Consider the following 16,237-nt stretch of genomic DNA (forward strand, 5'->3'; position numbering starts at 1 on the left):
AGGATCTTAATAATATCCATATGGAGGGTAGCCGTATGGAGGGTAGCCGTATGGAGGATAACCGTAATATGAATATGGGTAACCATATGGATAATACAACGAACTTGCTAATAATCCACCCGCTAATCCTCCCAAGAAAGGCACACCAAACCCACCAAAGAAAGGTCTTCCATAAAATGGTCTATGGTATCTGCCAATCGGCCTGCGGACAAGGTGTTCATCCGCATGACTTCCTTGAGCTGCCCTCATAAATTCTTCAGGTAACATTTGCATCTCTGGATTCATTACAGTTACTCCCCTTTTCTTTTTTCAATAATCCACTTTTCTGGCATAAACATTCCCATTTAGTAATAACGAACGTCAACAATCACTGTATATTTATCTATTGCTTTATAAAAGAATGTCTATTCCCTCATATCATATGCCTGTCAGTCAAAAAAGAGCTTATCTTTATTAAATTAGGCCATTGACCTATCCATTCCCGAAACAAATGTCGCAGCATGGGATGACACTTTCTTTTTGGTTCAACCTTTTTACGTTTAAAAGGAACTTTTTAGCACATTAGGCTTTGACATGCATATGATATTGTAGCTTTTTCTGTCATGTCTTATTAAAAAAAGCTATGTTGAAGATTATGATTAGATTGAAAACGGAAAAAGTCAGCGGGGGAATTAAAAGCTGAAGCCGTACAGTTAAAAAATGAGATGAAATAGACGCTTTCTTTAAATACTTAAGGAAAAGGATGTGGACCATGACTACCATCGACTGGTTTGATTTCATCATTCTTTCATTAGCTTCTTTTCGCCTCACTCATTTCATTGTTTTTGATGAAATTACTTCTTTTATTCGCAGGCCTTTCATGAACGAGATTTTTAAAGAAGACTCATCGGGGAATATTGAAACCTACATTGAAATCAAAGGCACAGGATTGCGCTCTTGGATCGGCAAACTCCTAAGCTGTTATTGGTGCACTGGATTTTGGTGCTCCTTAGGTGTCGTACTGTCCTATATTTATCTTCCCTTCACCTTTCCAGTCATATTGGTGTTCGCAGTTGCGGGAGTAGCCGCACTCATTGAATCTAAAATATGAATAATTATAATCGAAGCTGACTCATCAAGTGTGTCAGATCTCACCTCAACAATGAATAGTATGATTATCCAGTATTGAAGACGAGTTCAGACACTTATAAGTCAGCTTCGGTCTGTTGTTCCTATTATCCAGCAGCGTGCTGTTACGTGCCTGATCGTATCACTTACTTTCAGGCTTCTTGCCTATTTTCTTCATCATAGGCAATCAGTACAATGTTCTCGCCTAATTCTTGCCTTAATTCTTTTTCAAGTGACTGCACTTTCTGCAGATGATTCTTATTTAAGTCAGCAACAGGGAATTGTTTGTATATACTCATAGCCTATCGCTCCTTTCTTTTATCCTCCCCTTATTTTGCCCCCCTGAATTTACGTTATACACATGTACTTTCATCATTTCGCATCGCTTGATTCTGATAAAATTCATTCCCATTGATACCCTCTAAAACTCCGTCAGATCGTTTAGCACAGCAAGTTTCGGCCCACTACATATATACAGAAATTTTTTTGGACATGCTGCACTTGTTCGTTTTTTTATCAAGAAAAAAGGGAATGGAACATCAGTTACAATTTTTATACAAAAAACCGGTAATAAAGTGAAAAGATTTGGGCATACTGGTTTTTATTCGTAACTAGGGGGTGTCATGAGTGAATGAAGAATTATCCTCATTTTATCAAGTTTTCACAACGACGAAGGATGCGATTGAACAGTTTATGGGTATGCTTGATCCCGTCATTGAACATGCTGCGGATGATCATGAACGTTTGTACTACCATCATATCTACGAAGAAGAAGAACAACGGCTTTCCCGGCTTGATGTACTCATTCCGCTGATTCATAAATTTCAAACAGAAAAACAAGAAACAGACTTTTCACCCCATAACAACGAATTTAACCGGCTTTTACAAGAACTTAATCTAGAAAAATTCGGACTGCATAATTTCGTTGAACATTTGGATTTGGCGCTTTTTTCATTTACAGATGAAGAACGCAGCACCTTATTAAATAAGCTCAGGGCGGAGGCTTATGAGGGGTATCAGTATGTAAAAGCAAAGCTGGCAGAAATTAACGAACGGTTTGACCACGATTATGTTGATCCCCATGCCCATCATGATGAACATCATGATCATTTAGCCTCTCCAGGTACTCCCCCGGCAGTGCAGCCTCCAAAACGCAAAGGCTTTACTGTGGGAAGGTTAATTTAAAGGCTATGTTAATCGCTATTGTTGATTGGAGCGGAAGGTGCGAGACTCCTGCGGGAAAAGCGTGTCCAAGTGAGACCCGCAGGCGACGAGGAGGCTCCCGGACCGCCCGCGGAAAGCGAGCGCCTGCAGCGGAAATCAACAGAGACATTTAACAAACCCAATGTAAAAAAGGAGGTATGAATAAATGAATAAATCGCAATTGTATCCAGATTCACCTTTAACAGAACAAGATTTCACACAGCTGGATCAAACGGTTATTGAGGCAGCGCGGAGACAGCTCGTCGGCAGGCGCTTTATTGAATTATACGGGCCGCTTGGCAGAGGTGTACAAAGCGTCTTTAACGATATTTTCATTGAAAACCATGAGGCAAAAATGGACTTTCAAGGATCATTCGATACCGATATTGAATCCAGCAAGCGGGTCAACTATACGATCCCCATGCTATATAAAGACTTCGTATTATATTGGCGGGATTTAGAACAAGCGAAAGTATTAGATATCCCCATCGACTTTTCTGTAGCGGCTAATGCTGCGCGCGATGTCGCTATTTTAGAAGATCAAATGATTTTTCATGGATCAAAAGAATTTGATATTCCAGGTTTAATGAATGTAAAAGGCAGGCTGACACACTTAATCGGCAATTGGCACGAATCAGGGAGCGCCTTCCAGGATATCGTCGATGCAAGAAACAAGCTGTTAGAAATGAATCACAACGGTCCATATGCACTCGTGTTATCGCCTGAACTGTACTCTCTTTTGCATCGTGTGCATAAAGACACGAACGTACTTGAAATTGAACATGTCCGTGAACTGATTACCGATGGGGTCTTTCAATCTCCTGCCTTAAAAGGAAAAGCAGGTGTCATTGTCAATACAGGACGCAACAATCTAGATTTAGCTATTTCTGAAGATTTTGAAACAGCTCATTTAGGAGAAGAAGGGATGAATCACCCTTTCCGTGTGTATGAAACAGCTGTATTGCGTATTAAACGTCCGTCAGCCATTTGTACACTCGTTGACCCGAAGGATTAATGGATGGATAAGAGGAGAGTTACCGTCGGCTCTTTGATTCCAAAGCAGCCGGCTGTCGAGCCTGTTACACCTTCCCGACACCCTCGTAAGACACAGCAGGACACGTTCATTCGCCTGCAGCAAAACAAGCACGTATTTGATATTAAGCGTATGAAGGGCAACTTATTAAATACGTCATTAAAACAAGGCAAGCCTCTCGAGTTCAAATGCCGAAAAGGCACGTGCGGTGTTTGTACGGTAAAAATCATCGAGGGGGCTTCACATCTATTACCGCCAAATGAAAAAGAGCAAAAAAAACTGCAGCACGCTTTAACAGAAGGTTATCGCTTAGCCTGTCAGGCAGAATTACAATAAGAGAACCGTCCCAAGAATTCAGGACGGTTCCTTTTTTATGCGTGCAGTCGGTCATTTAAATGGATAAGTTTCCTTTCCAATGAGAACGGCAGACTTACATCACTTTTTTCTAATTCTTTGACACTAATATCGCGAACGAGCTGCAGCGCTTCCTCCTTAAATGTATGAGTGACAAAGCCTTCATTGACTTCGCACAGCTTTCGCAAATGCTGGATCGTATCCTGCAGCAGCATTCGTTTGACGCAAGCATTGTCCAGCTGGCAGATCAACTTGTGCTGCAGTCCTTTAATGACCGCGATTTGATCAACATGTGTCATAATATTCGTTCCGTTTTCATCAATAAAACAGAGGGAAACATATTGTCCTTTTGAAAGATCAATATTCGTAAATACTGGATGAACATACACTTCACCTGATAACAATTGAATCGTATCCGCTTCCGCTGCTCCGCCAATCTTACGTTTATTTGAAATCACGGTATGAATGTCTTTTAATCCATGCAGCATGTTAAACATGGGATTCCCTCCGCTCCAGTTTCTAGATATGTTACTTTTATTTTAAAGAAAATGAGAATCATTGTCAATTTGTTTTTTCTTCAAATAATTCGGAGATGGTCACAGAATCTACGCTTTTGAAACTCCTTTATCCATCCTTAAATGACTTTTATGCATTTCTACAAAATCCAACTGTCCCCAAACATACAGAAACGCTCCTTGCTGCAAGCATTCACTTTTAAGATGTGGCTATATTTTTAAAGGGAAATACACTGCCGGCTCATTGTTACACTACTGAGCAGTCACGTTGTATTTCCCTTGGGAAAAGATGCTTGTTTAATCATTATACTCATTCAAGATGAAACTTTATTTCCATAGCCGCATTCTTGGCAATTTTTATGGCTTCCTCTTTTATATTTGAAGAGGCGATGACATATCCATAACGATCCCCCATCGATAGAGGAGGACGCAATAGTTTTCCTTTTTTAGGTTTGATAAATACTTCTTCTACCCCAGGAATTCGCGAACAGCGATTCCTTCCTGTTACTTTCACCAATTCCCCTTGAGTGTCTACAGTTATATAATGTGTGTACACAAATCGATTATGTTTTTTTATAAGATTAGGTTCCTGTCCTACAAATAATTTAATTGTTTCTTCAACTAGATTAATTCCATAGGCTACTTCAATGATTCGATTCATAGCCCCGCCTGATATTCTCGGGTTAATTTCTATTAGTTTCCACTGACCATCCACTAATCTCATCTCTAGATGGCAAGCGCCATTTTTCAGTCCAAACTTTTCTAAAATGGAGCTGACCGTTTTAAAAATATGATTATAGAAAGATTTCTCCATATCCGCTAACAAGCAATACCCGGTAACAATAAAACGTTTGTAAAAGGTAATCTCCTGCTCAATTACAGCAACAATGTGGACTTTTCCATTGTGTACTAACACTTCAATTAAATATTGAGGTCCCTCTAAATACTCTTCTATCAAAATCTCTTCATTTTGTTTCCTTACTAATGCTTGAATAGCTCTCTTTAATTTCTTTTTATTGTTTGCAAACAAAACGTCTTTTGATCCCGTCGAGGTAGGTGATTTTACGACGAGAGGATACGTTGGCTTTTGTTCATTAAGAAAACCCTTCACGGACTGGTCACTTGTGTATCTTGCAAAATACGGTGAAACTGAATGATCTTTAAGGAGTTCACGAGTTAAAACTTTATCCTCCATCATTTGAATCGGTTCAGGCGAGACAGCTCCCGAACAAAACCTTTTTGATAACGCGGCCGCTACATGAACGAAAGGATCTATAAAGCTCAAAATAGCTATGATTTGTTTTCCTTGTTTTTGTATTTCTTCGATTTTTGCTATTAATTGATTATTGTCAGTCAATGTTGTCAGAATCATTTGATGAACATCTGGAAATTCCAGTCTTTGTTGTATGAATGATTCCCTGTCCGTTAACAAGACAGTAAAGAAGCCTAATCTCTCTGCCGCTTTAATTGCTTCCCTACTTGATCCCGATTTATTGCCTCCAATAAAAACAAGAGTTTTCATGAGTTATATTCATCATCCCATCATCATAAGTTTTCATTAAGGCTTAACTCCTTCACCTGCCTATATAAATAAGATATAAAAAAGAGAAAAATTTGTTCTGGGCCTATGACTACATAGGCAGCTTTTATAATGAGTTTGTAAAGGAGGGGAATGGAACACGGTATGGTCTTAATTGGAATGCTCCATCATCGGAAAGACCCTAGAAAAGTAAGAAAAGCTTATGCTTATGCTGTTGTAGCAAAAGCGGAAGGTATTAATTTTTTTTACTTCACCCCTGGCACAGTAAATCTAGAAACACAACGCATAGTAGGAAAAGTGTATGAAAATGGCCATTGGATTGATAAAGAGTTCCCTTATCCTGATGTCATTTTTAATGTCAGCTCCCCAGTAAGCGATAAAGCTCGGCATATTTTTAGAGAGTTATCCGGTAAAATTCCGTTTACAAGCCACTCAGTTGGAAATAAATTAGTAGTTCATGAAAGAATTAAGAACGGAAAAGACTTTGAACCTTTTCTTATTCCTACGTGCGATTTAACAAATGAACGCAACTGGTGGGAGATGATTGAACAATACTCAAAAATCATTATTAAACCAGCTTCCGGACATCAAGGGGCTGGAATTGCATTTATCCAACAAGAAAGAAAGAATCAATATAGAATAAATAATCAAGGAAAGGTTTCGGTTACGGATAAGAATGGGTTAGTACACTTCATCAACTCTAAAATACAGGAAGAAGTATATTTAGTTCAGCCATTTATTTCTTGTCAAATAAAAACGGGGCATGTGTATGACTTTAGATTGCATGTGCAAAAAAATGGAGAAGGAAAATGGGCTATCACTTCTATTTATCCAAGAATAGGGAAACTAGGTACGATCACGTCTAACATGGGCAGCGGGGGGTATACCGCCTTTCTAGATCATTTTTTACAAGCAGAATTTGATGAAGATTGGTATAACATAAAGCGCGAACTGGAATGGTTCGCACTAAACTTCCCTATCCATTTTGAATCTCTATATGGAGAAGATTATTTTGATGAATTAGGAATCGATGTGGGAATTGACGAAAATAGAAAGCTATGGATTTTTGAAGTGAATTGGCGGCCTGGTCCGCCTGTACTATTTTATTTAGAATTAGATGTAGTAAAGAATACTATCGATTACGCGAGGTACTTAGCGAAAAAGACTCATTAACTAAAGAAACCATCGTGTCATGGAACGATGGTTTCTTTAGTTAACTTTTAACGAACATTCGAAAAAGGCCCTTTTTCATTTCTTTTGTTCAATAATTGGAAATGAACGTTCCACTAATTTAGAAGAAAATGATTGAATGGCACAGAAGCATGTTAAGTCGACTGTTAAGCAAATGTTCGTCTTAAGTAACGAAAAAACCTCTTCAACCTTTTCTACCCTGCATCCATCCATACCGACTGGCTCTAAAATAGCCAAAACCGCACAATTTCCATCCTTATTTAAACTCTTTACTGTAAAGAATGGAGAAAAGAACCAATCATGCATATCATCCATTCCCCTTGCCCAAAAAGCCTTCCCCTTTTTCGTGTACAATAAAAAAGGAACGGTATCCTTTTTATGACCTAGCTGTTCATGCTTTTGTAATGATTTTTCCATTTGCTCATATATGGAGCTTTTAAGAGTTGAAGAGCTCAATAGTACTCCCCCCTTTTATAATAATGTTATCGACATTTAAATAGGATCAAGATGGAATTGAATATAGTTAGCTGCTCTTAATGCGATTTCTTGTGCCTCTTTCTCTGTCGTACCTTTCGCTAACACATAACCGTATCTATGTCCCATTGATAAAGGAGGAGTTAATGTTTGGCCATTTCTCGGTTTTATATACACTTCAGCTACCCCTTTCTCGCTCATAGCTTCAGTCATTCCAGTGACTTTCAAAAGTGTACCTAATGAACCCACTGTCATGTAATGGGCATACACGCACATTTCATCTTCCCTTATTAGCAGGGGCTGATTCCCTGAATAAACGTTGATTATTTGTTGTGCATAATTAAATCCATAAGCCTCTTCGATGAGCCGATTGATGACTCCACCGGAAATACGAGGATTGGCTTCAATTAGTTTCCATCTCTCATCGGTCAATCTTAATTCCAAATGGCAATTTCCATTCTTTATATCTAAGTCCTTGATAATTTCTAGGGAGGTTTCAATGAGCGTATGATAGACCTCTCTATCGAGTTCTGAAGATAGGCTATAGCCTGTAACGATGAACCTCTCTTTTCTGGTAATCTCTTGTTTAACGACAGCCGCAATCTGGACATTCCCATCGTAAACGATCGCTTCAACAATGAATTGCGGCCCTTCCAGATACTCTTCAATAAGGATATCTTCCTCTGGATACCTCTCTCGCAAATATTTCATTCTGTTTCTTAACTCGTATTCAGTTTTAATAAAAAAAACATCCTTTGATCCTGTCGAGCGGGGCAATTTAACAACAAGAGGATATTTGCCTTTGAGACGGAGGATACAATGCTTCATTGACTCGTTTTTTTGAACGATGAAGTAAGATGGAGAATACTCTTTATCTTTTAAATAAGTCCTCGTTAATGATTTATTCTCCATTCTCTTTATACTTTCCGTCGATATATTTGTACCGCAGAAACGATTTGAAAACTCTGCTGCCATCTGAATATAAGAATCGATAAAACTTATAATACAAACTACATGATGAACACACTGAATGTTTATGATCGCCTCTTGAATATTTTCTTTCTCTTCCAAATCTACAGCATGTATTTGATCTATTTCACTAAACCCTTCACTGTTCTTTAAAAAACTCACCCGATCCGTTAACAAGTGAACAAAATAGCCCAGCTTTTTTGCTGCTTTGATTCCTTCCCAACTTGATCCTGATTGATTGGAATCCACGAAAATAATAGCTTTCATTTTGTATTAATGCCTCCATATAACATGAAACACTTGAATAAATAGCACACTAGCCTATGCTGTATCTTATTCCATTCATCTTCAAAACGAATGGACATATTCACTAGAAAATTCATATTATTAACAGCCCAGTTTAGGTGCCACAAAACTGAGTGTTAGGCATTTTATCAAAACATACTAACAATCTCACGAGCAGAAAACTCTCTCTTCATAAATCTATTTTTTAGAGTGAATGAAGTACAGATACCTATTCCATAAGTTTATATATGCATATAATAATTATTGTAAAGTTTCACAAAAATTAAAGAGAGGAGTAAGAAAGTTGGATCCTCTAGCCTTGAAAGATATATTAACTGCCATGGAGATCACACCTGGTGAAGCCCATCTAGGCATCTCCATTTCAAAAGTCACCCATAACAAATTTGCCGCGGATCATAACACATTATATTTCCGCAGAAGCAGAAAAACTTTTCTTGATGGGGAAAAATTGAAAGGTTTTAAAAACTTTTATATAGTAACCGATGCTTCTTTTTCAAATATGGAAAAATTGAAAACGGAACAAATTATTATGGTAGACGATGTGATGGAGGCCTTCTACAAATTCACTTCCTATTATCGGCATTTGTTTGATATTCCTGTTATAGCTGTCACTGGTACTTGTGGAAAAACGACGACGAAGGAAATGATTAAACATATTCTTCAAAAAGACCTTAACGTACAATCAACCATTTCAAATAAAAATGCTGGCTATTATAACCTTCGTTATTTAATGGGGATTGACGAAGAAACGGATGTAGCAGTTATAGAAACAGCAGTAGCCGCACCTGGTCATATGATGGAGACCTGTAAATATTTCTTCCCAACGATCGGAATTATAACGATGATTGATGTTGACCACACCGATAGATTCCATTCCTTTAAAGACTATATAGCAGAAAAAGAAAAATTAATGAAAGGTCTCAATAATAACGGAACACTGATTATTAATATTGACAATCCACACATTTCATCTATGAATTTCTCTAAGTATCGGGGAGAAATTGTGACTTTCGGGAAAAGCAAACACGCTGATTTGAACATAGATGATATAGTATTCGATGAAAAGAAGATGCATTTTAAATTAAATTATAAAGGTAAATCTTATAATGGATCTGTCCCTGGTTTAGGAGAGCATAATGTCTACAATGCCATCGCTTCTATCGCAGCAGCTATAGAAGTTGGCATAAATATGAAAACAGCGATAAAAAGGCTGGCATCCTTTCAGCATTTAGACGCTCATTTTCAAATGATCGAAAGCCGCAGACAGGTCACTCTGATTGATGACACATGGAAATCTACCCCGGCTTCTTTAAAGAGTGGTTTATCATCATTAAAGAAAATATCATTGCCATCTCAAAGGACGATTGCTGTCCTAGGAAGAATGTCTGCACTTGGAATATATGCAGATGAAGAGTATGAAAAGGCAGGAAAGCTGATAAAAGATCTAGAAATAGACATACTTATCACTAAAGGCACTATTGCAAAAGATTTTGGAGTAGCAGCGATTCAGGCCGGAGTAGAAAAAGAAAAAATTTATCATTTCATAGAAGTGGAAGAAATGAAAACCTTCTTTGATACTTTCTTACAGCCCGACGATCTTCTATACTTTAAAACTGGGGGCAACGGCAAAGATTTTGATGAGATCATTCAATACTTAAAGAAGGATACTAAGCAAAGCAGGGAGTAGTCTTTTTCAGTTTTCATAACGGCTAAATATCACAAAAAAACAAGCTGTTCCATAGGTGTCAGACACTTATGGAGCAGCTTCATTTTGATTTTCTTCTATATGTTTAAATCGAATTAAAAAGGTCGTTCCTTTTTCGTTTGTGTTCAAATCAATCACCGCATTATGACGTTCAGCCACACTGTAACAGATGGCCAGCCCAAGCCCTGTCCCGGTATCTTTCGTTGTAAAGAATGGTGTTCCAATCGTTTCGAGAAACTCTGGTTTGATGCCGCATCCTTCATCTTGTACTTCTAAAACAACTGTCTGTTTTTCTTCATATGTTTTCAAGGTTAATTTTCCGCCAGAATTCATAGCTTCTAACCCATTCAAAGATAAATTTAAAATTAATTGACTAATTTCCTTCTCATCAAGATGAAGTTCCCGGCATTCACTCAGCTGGAGTGAAACGAACTTATCATTCATTAACGCTTCTGCCTGTATTAACGGATACAGCCCCTCAATGATCGGATTAAGCTTCTGCTTCTTCTGATCACTCACCTTGTTTTTGGCTAAATTTAGAAACTCAGTAATAATCGAGTTTGCCCTATCTAATTCTCCCAGCATTAAATCAACATACTTGACCGTTAAATGTTCGGGATCACTCTTGGACAATTCTAAAAAGCCTCGGACAGTAGTCATTGGATTTCTTATTTCATGGGCAATTCCCGCCGCCATTTCACCCACTAAATATAAACGGTCGAGGCGGGCCACTTCACCCTCTAGCCGTACCTTTTCTGTAATGTCTGTAATGGTGCTTAATACACACTTTTCCCCTTGAATTTCAAAAATTTCAGTTGATAACAAGCCATGCCGGACAATGCCATCCTTTGTTTCGTACCGGACTTCTGCATTTTGAACACACGACTTTGTTTCTACGCTGCTATCAGCCGTGAGATTTAAAATCGATTCTGTTCGGTTTAACACTTCCTCACGGGTATAGCCCGTATAATTCAGCCAGCTTGCATTCACATCGATATACTTGCCTTCTTTCAATGTGCGAATTTCAATTAAACAAGGGCTCGATTGAAAAATCTTATAAAAGTGTTCTTTAGATACGCGAAGATCTTCAGCTATTTTCTTTCTCTCTTCTACTTCTTTTCGCAGCTGTTCATTCGCTGCTAACAATTCTTGAGTTCTCGCTTCTACTAGCTGTTCGAGCATGTCATACTGCTGTTTTCGCTCCTGCTCCATTTTTTTTCGATCCGTAATATCACGGATCGAACAAACATACAGACATTCGTCTTCTATTTGGGCTTCCCCAATTTGGATTTCAACAGGGATCTCTTTCCCTTCTTTGTTTTTAGCTGAAGCCTCTAGCAGCTGCCCTGTCATCTCTCTTACGTAATCCATAAGGGAAGAAGCAAATCCAGGCAGCAGTTTAGCCATATGTTGTTCATTCAATTCTTTCGTTGAATAACCGAACATGCGTGTAACAGCGGGATTGACCGATAAGATGTACCCTTGCTCATCGAAAGTAATAATCGTATCTAATAGCGTTTCACCGATTACTCTAGCCAATTCCTTGTTTTTTCGCAAATTGAACGCCGTCCGCTCTAGTTTGGCGTTCACTTCTTTCAGTTCAGACTGACGCCGCATTTCATGTTGATGCTGTATATGCTCATTATTCTTATACATTTTAACGAATTGTTGAACCTTTAATCTTAACGTTTCTGGATGAAATGGTTTAACAATATAATCTACAGCCCCAAGATTATACCCTTGCAAAACATTTTTCTTCGTTTGACTAATAGCTGTGATAAAAATAATAGGAATATATTTAGATCTTTCCCGCGCTTTAATCAGATGGGCTGTCTCAAATCCATTTAATCCCGGCATCTGTACGTCTAACAAAATCACAGCAAAGTCTTGTTCAAGTACTTTCTTCAAGGCCTCTTCCCCAGAATTTGCACACACGAGGTGATAGTCAGATGAGGTCAGTACGGCTTCTAATGTCAGCAAATTTTCGGGACGGTCGTCCACCATTAAAATGTTTACTTTTTGCTGCTTTACCGCTTGCATGCTTTTCGTTTCTTTCTCTTCACTACTTGCCGGCATGACGTGAGTGGACAAAGGATTATTTAATCTTTCGATATAATTTTTCAATTGGATCCACTTCCTCATAAAAATTTGCAATACTTGTGAATTTAAGCCCTTCTTTACTGCCTAGTCCTAGAATGCCGGATACACTTAAACTTTGGTGAAGAAGATTATATACACGATTTTGAAGCAATTTATTAAAATAAATCATCACATTGCGGCAAATAATTACATGAAATTCATTGAACGAACGATCAGCCGCCAAATTATGCTCAGCAAAAATCACATTTTTGGCTAAATATGGATCAAATTTCGCATTTTCATGTTCGGCTGTATAATATTCCGAGAACGCTCTCGTTCCTCCCGCAGCCAAATAATTCTTCGTGTACAGCTGCATTCTATGCAAAGGAAACTCGCCTCTTTGCGCATACTTTAATACATTGTTATTCATATCTGTCGCATAAATCCGCGTTTTTTCATACAGTCCTTCTTCTTGCAAAAGAATTGCCATAGAATACACTTCTTCTCCAGTCGAACAGCCGGCATGCCAAATTCGAACTTCAGAGTGTTCTCTTAAGAGCGGGATAATCTGTGTTCGAAAGGATAGAAAAAAGCTCGGGTCACGAAACATTTCTGTGACGTTAATGGAAAAATCACAAAACAGTTTTTTCATAGCATAGGGATCATGAAAAACCCTTTCTTGTAAACCCGAAATGCTCGATACATTTTCGGCTCGAATCCGGTTCCAAATTCTGCGCTTTAAAAACGGACGAGCATAGTTGCGAAAATCAAGTCCATAGTAACGATAAATCCCTTCGAGTAATAAGTCTATTTCTATTGTTTCCATTTCATTATGCAGCTGACATTCGCTGTATTCTTCTTGTTCCATTACCCCGTTAGTCACTCTACCCCCACCTATCTATATAACCATACTTGCATGATCGAAAATAATTGTTCTAGGTTCACCGGCTTGCTAATATAATCAGAAGCTCCTGCCTCAATACACTGCTTTCGGTCATTTTTCATCGCTTTAGCTGTAAGAGCAATAATCGGCAGCCGCTGGAATTCCGGCATTTGGCGTATCGCTTGAATAGCTTCGAATCCATTCATCTCTGGCATCATAATATCCATGAGGATTAAATCGACCCCAGGATTTTGTTGTAACAATGTAATCCCTTCCTTGCCATTCTCCGCAAACAGCACATCCACTTCATAACCTTCAAGCGCCGTAGTTAAAGCAAAGATATTACGCATGTCGTCATCTACAATGAGTATTTGCTTTCCCCGAAGCAATTCTTTCCTCCTAGACAGCTGCTTTTCTTTCACACCATCCGGCTTTAATAATGGTTTAGCTGTATCGACAAGCATGGAATCCGCCGCTTCAGCCAATCCAGCCGCTGCTTCCATTTCAGGAAGGGATCGCTGAAATGGTTTTATTTTTCGATAGTTGGGTAAATACAAGGTGAATGTGCTTCCGCTCTGTTCTATACTTTCAACTTCAATGAAACCGCCTAACAAATGAGCAATCTCCCGGCTAATGGAAAGCCCTAATCCGGTTCCGCCATATTTGCGGCTGATCGTGCCATCTGCCTGTTTAAATGCATCAAAAATACTTTCCTGCTTTTCTTTTGAAATTCCAATCCCTGTATCCTGAACGATGAAAGCCAACTCTACATCCGGATGTTCACTTTCAGCCTTTTGTATCATTAAAGATACAGACCCATGCTCAGTAAACTTAAACGCATTGGATAATAAGTTTTTAAGCACTTGCTGTAAACGCTGTTTGTCCGTATGAATGACTTCTGGTAAATCAGGAGCAAGTTGAACATGTAATTGGACTTGTTTCATGCGAGCAATCGGAGCAAATTGTGATTGGATGAACTCTTTTATCTCATTTATCTTTACATTCTCGAAAACAACTTCCATTTTGCCGGCTTCAATTTTTGCGATGTCTAGTATGTCATTAATTAAATGCAGCAGATCATTACCTGAAGAGAAAATAGTTCTTGCATACTCCACTTGTTTCGGAGTGAGGGTACCGCTGGCATTTTCAGCAAGCATTTGAGCTAGGATGAGCAAGCTGTTAAGCGGAGTTCGCAGCTCATGAGACATATTTGCAAGAAACTCTGATTTATATTGTGAACTAGCGAGCAGCTGTTGTGCTTTTTCCTCTAGCATATCTTTTATTTTTTCTAATTCTTTCGTCTTCTGTTCAGACTGTTCGTATTGCTCTTCCAGCTGCTCATTCACTGTGCGCAGCTCTTCCTGCTGCAGCTGCAGTTCTTCTGATTGACTCTGCAGCTCCTCAGTTAACATCTGTGATTCACCTAGCAGCTTCTCTACTTGCATATGCCTTAAAATACTGTTTATGTTCACACCAACAGTGCGCATAATCTCCAGAAGAAACTTTTGTTCCAGGGAGCTGAACGTTTCAAATGAGGCCAGCTCAACAACAGCGAGCACTTCCCCATGAAATTCTGCTGGAATGACAAGGACATGAGCCGGCGGAGCCGTGCCAAGACCTGATTTAATTTGTATATACCCCGGAGGGACTTGATCAAGATAGATAATGCGATTTTCCTTTGCACATTGTCCAACGATCCCTTCCCCTAGACGAAAGCTTTCTTTGCCTATTTCCCGATCGTAATCAGCATAGGCAGCAAGCTTTTGCAATCCCTCTCCGTTACGATCCTTCATATAGAAAACACCATAATCTGCCCCTACGATCGGAGCAACCTTCGTAATGAACAAACGGGCTAATGTTTCCAAATCATCTATTCCCGGATACATATTAGCAATCGAAGCTATTTTCTTATTTAACCAGCTTTGATCCTCTGCTTCAATTTTTAATTTTTTCTCCTCCATAGCGTGCTCTTCGAGAGATTGAGCCATTTCATTGAACGCCACAGCGATTTCTCCAATTTCATCTTTGGTCATGACCTCTATGCGCGGCAGCTGATCAGATTGGCTGAAATCAACTTTTGTCATCACAGACGTCACTTTGTTCAAGTTCCTTGTCACACTCCGAAGGATCCAAATGGTCATCACAACGCCTGCAAGAAAACCGGCTAACACATAGATGAAAATCATTTGATTCGCTCGTTTATATGTTTGGACAGATTGTTTCAGTTCCTTATCAATCGTCTTTTTCTGGATCGTTTGTAATTCACCTGCAAGCTCACTCATTCTTTCTCTTAAGTCTAAGCTTTCATACCAAAAACGGTCATCTACTTCAAAAAATTCCCCTGCCAATCTTAATGCGTCCATTTCTTCTTCCAGATCATGATATTCCTTACCTGTTATCTTTAACTGCTGGATTAACTGCTGTGACTTTTCACGCTTGTCCAGCTTTTCTAACGATTCAATCGCTTCATTTACATTGCGAAAAGCCTGTTCTTTATTTTTCTCGAATTGCTTATACAGGTCTTCAGGCGGATTAGCCGACATTCCCCTTGAGTCTCGGCTGAACGCATTCAATTCATTTCGAATCGTATTAGCTAAATCAAGCATCTCATAGTTTTTTACGGCAACCTTTGTATTATGGCTAAGCTCATTCAGCATGACCATAAGAATAAGATAAGAAACAATAAACAGCGCGAAAAGAAAGCCAAACCCTACATACAGTTTTGTTTTAAATTTCATCGTCTTCCCTTTTCCCTTCGATCATTTGCTGCTCATGTACGCAGCAGCCAAGAATAAAATATATATTTTACGCCATGCTGATATGTACATGTTAAAACCGATCATCTTCGCTTTTAAACTACTTCTCAAAGCAGCGATTC

The 16,237-nt window shown here is 38.8% G+C and carries 15 protein-coding genes; 6 read left to right on the plus strand and 9 right to left on the minus strand.

Annotated elements, in window-relative coordinates; genetic code table 11:
• Window positions 1–6 precede the first annotated feature (6 nt).
• Window positions 7–285: a hypothetical protein gene (locus tag QYG89_RS02600; RefSeq protein ID WP_404314234.1), complete on the minus strand. Its 279-nt coding sequence runs from the start codon at window positions 283–285 to the stop codon at window positions 7–9.
• 466 nt (window positions 286–751) lie between these two features.
• Here QYG89_RS02600 and QYG89_RS02605 point away from each other — a divergent pair, with 466 nt between their 5' ends.
• A complete protein-coding gene (locus QYG89_RS02605; protein WP_404314236.1) occupies window positions 752–1,090 on the plus strand; it encodes a DUF1360 domain-containing protein in 339 nt (112 codons plus the stop codon).
• Window positions 1,091–1,259: 169 nt separating this feature from the next.
• On the opposite strand, the gene QYG89_RS02610 is transcribed toward QYG89_RS02605, so the two are convergent.
• Window positions 1,260–1,406, minus strand: coding sequence for a hypothetical protein (locus QYG89_RS02610; RefSeq protein ID WP_404314238.1), 147 nt, complete (start codon window positions 1,404–1,406; stop codon window positions 1,260–1,262).
• Between the two features lie 328 nt (window positions 1,407–1,734).
• Here QYG89_RS02610 and QYG89_RS02615 point away from each other — a divergent pair, with 328 nt between their 5' ends.
• From QYG89_RS02615 to QYG89_RS02625, 3 genes are all read left to right on the plus strand, one after another.
• Window positions 1,735–2,292 carry an IMEF encapsulin system ferritin-like cargo protein gene (locus QYG89_RS02615; protein WP_404314240.1) on the plus strand — a complete coding sequence of 186 codons (558 nt, stop codon included), beginning with the start codon at window positions 1,735–1,737 and terminating at the stop codon, window positions 2,290–2,292.
• A 184-nt stretch (window positions 2,293–2,476) separates the two neighbouring features.
• Window positions 2,477–3,325 carry a family 1 encapsulin nanocompartment shell protein gene (locus QYG89_RS02620; protein ID WP_404314242.1) on the plus strand — a complete coding sequence of 283 codons (849 nt, stop codon included), beginning with the start codon at window positions 2,477–2,479 and terminating at the stop codon, window positions 3,323–3,325.
• Between the two features lie 3 nt (window positions 3,326–3,328).
• Window positions 3,329–3,679: a 2Fe-2S iron-sulfur cluster-binding protein gene (locus tag QYG89_RS02625; RefSeq protein ID WP_404314244.1), complete on the plus strand. Its 351-nt coding sequence runs from the start codon at window positions 3,329–3,331 to the stop codon at window positions 3,677–3,679.
• Window positions 3,680–3,714: 35 nt separating this feature from the next.
• Here QYG89_RS02625 and QYG89_RS02630 read toward each other — a convergent pair whose 3' ends face one another.
• Together QYG89_RS02630 and QYG89_RS02635 are read right to left on the minus strand one after the other, a co-directional pair.
• Window positions 3,715–4,194, minus strand: a complete 480-nt coding sequence (locus QYG89_RS02630) for a hypothetical protein (protein WP_404314246.1) — start codon at window positions 4,192–4,194, stop codon at window positions 3,715–3,717.
• 328 nt (window positions 4,195–4,522) lie between these two features.
• On the minus strand, window positions 4,523–5,734 hold the full coding sequence (locus QYG89_RS02635) for an ATP-grasp domain-containing protein (RefSeq protein ID WP_404314248.1): 1,212 nt from the start codon (window positions 5,732–5,734) through the stop codon (window positions 4,523–4,525).
• A 162-nt stretch (window positions 5,735–5,896) separates the two neighbouring features.
• On the opposite strand from QYG89_RS02635, the gene QYG89_RS02640 reads away from it, so the two are divergent.
• Window positions 5,897–6,925, plus strand: a complete 1,029-nt coding sequence (locus QYG89_RS02640; protein ID WP_404314622.1) for a YheC/YheD family endospore coat-associated protein — start codon at window positions 5,897–5,899, stop codon at window positions 6,923–6,925.
• A 75-nt stretch (window positions 6,926–7,000) separates the two neighbouring features.
• Here the strand turns inward: QYG89_RS02640 and QYG89_RS02645 are convergent, their stop codons facing one another.
• Window positions 7,001–7,399: a CotY/CotZ family spore coat protein gene (locus QYG89_RS02645; RefSeq protein ID WP_404314250.1), complete on the minus strand. Its 399-nt coding sequence runs from the start codon at window positions 7,397–7,399 to the stop codon at window positions 7,001–7,003.
• A 36-nt stretch (window positions 7,400–7,435) separates the two neighbouring features.
• Window positions 7,436–8,653, minus strand: a complete 1,218-nt coding sequence (locus QYG89_RS02650; RefSeq protein WP_404314253.1) for an ATP-grasp domain-containing protein — start codon at window positions 8,651–8,653, stop codon at window positions 7,436–7,438.
• A 322-nt stretch (window positions 8,654–8,975) separates the two neighbouring features.
• Between QYG89_RS02650 and QYG89_RS02655 the strand changes: the two genes are divergently transcribed.
• Window positions 8,976–10,379, plus strand: a complete 1,404-nt coding sequence (locus QYG89_RS02655; RefSeq protein ID WP_404314255.1) for a Mur ligase family protein — start codon at window positions 8,976–8,978, stop codon at window positions 10,377–10,379.
• A 66-nt stretch (window positions 10,380–10,445) separates the two neighbouring features.
• Here QYG89_RS02655 and QYG89_RS02660 read toward each other — a convergent pair whose 3' ends face one another.
• From QYG89_RS02660 to QYG89_RS02670, 3 genes are read right to left on the minus strand one after another with little or no spacing between them, the layout of a single operon-like run.
• Window positions 10,446–12,521, minus strand: a complete 2,076-nt coding sequence (locus tag QYG89_RS02660; RefSeq protein WP_404314257.1) for a PAS domain S-box protein — start codon at window positions 12,519–12,521, stop codon at window positions 10,446–10,448.
• Window positions 12,493–13,344 carry a CheR family methyltransferase gene (locus tag QYG89_RS02665; protein ID WP_404314624.1) on the minus strand — a complete coding sequence of 284 codons (852 nt, stop codon included), beginning with the start codon at window positions 13,342–13,344 and terminating at the stop codon, window positions 12,493–12,495. The genes QYG89_RS02660 and QYG89_RS02665 overlap by 29 nt, the downstream gene beginning before the upstream one ends.
• A gap of 26 nt (window positions 13,345–13,370) precedes the next feature.
• A complete protein-coding gene (locus QYG89_RS02670) occupies window positions 13,371–16,097 on the minus strand; it encodes a response regulator (protein ID WP_404314259.1) in 2,727 nt (908 codons plus the stop codon).
• Window positions 16,098–16,237 lie beyond the last annotated feature (140 nt).

This window comes from Bacillus lumedeiriae, assembly GCF_044891285.1.
Lineage (GTDB): Bacteria > Bacillota > Bacilli > Bacillales > Domibacillaceae > Pseudobacillus > Pseudobacillus lumedeiriae.

Coding starts and splice junctions, on each gene's coding strand:
- QYG89_RS02625 (WP_404314244.1), top strand. CDS start 3,329: ATGGATAAGAGGAGAGTTACCGTCGGCTCTTTGATTCCAAAGCAGCCG.
- QYG89_RS02665 (WP_404314624.1), bottom strand. CDS start 13,344: ATGGAACAAGAAGAATACAGCGAATGTCAGCTGCATAATGAAATGGAA.
- QYG89_RS02630 (WP_404314246.1), bottom strand. CDS start 4,194: ATGTTTAACATGCTGCATGGATTAAAAGACATTCATACCGTGATTTCA.
- QYG89_RS02640 (WP_404314622.1), top strand. CDS start 5,897: ATGGTCTTAATTGGAATGCTCCATCATCGGAAAGACCCTAGAAAAGTA.
- QYG89_RS02635 (WP_404314248.1), bottom strand. CDS start 5,734: ATGAAAACTCTTGTTTTTATTGGAGGCAATAAATCGGGATCAAGTAGG.
- QYG89_RS02620 (WP_404314242.1), top strand. CDS start 2,477: ATGAATAAATCGCAATTGTATCCAGATTCACCTTTAACAGAACAAGAT.
- QYG89_RS02605 (WP_404314236.1), top strand. CDS start 752: ATGACTACCATCGACTGGTTTGATTTCATCATTCTTTCATTAGCTTCT.
- QYG89_RS02600 (WP_404314234.1), bottom strand. CDS start 285: ATGAATCCAGAGATGCAAATGTTACCTGAAGAATTTATGAGGGCAGCT.
- QYG89_RS02610 (WP_404314238.1), bottom strand. CDS start 1,406: ATGAGTATATACAAACAATTCCCTGTTGCTGACTTAAATAAGAATCAT.
- QYG89_RS02670 (WP_404314259.1), bottom strand. CDS start 16,097: ATGAAATTTAAAACAAAACTGTATGTAGGGTTTGGCTTTCTTTTCGCG.
- QYG89_RS02650 (WP_404314253.1), bottom strand. CDS start 8,653: ATGAAAGCTATTATTTTCGTGGATTCCAATCAATCAGGATCAAGTTGG.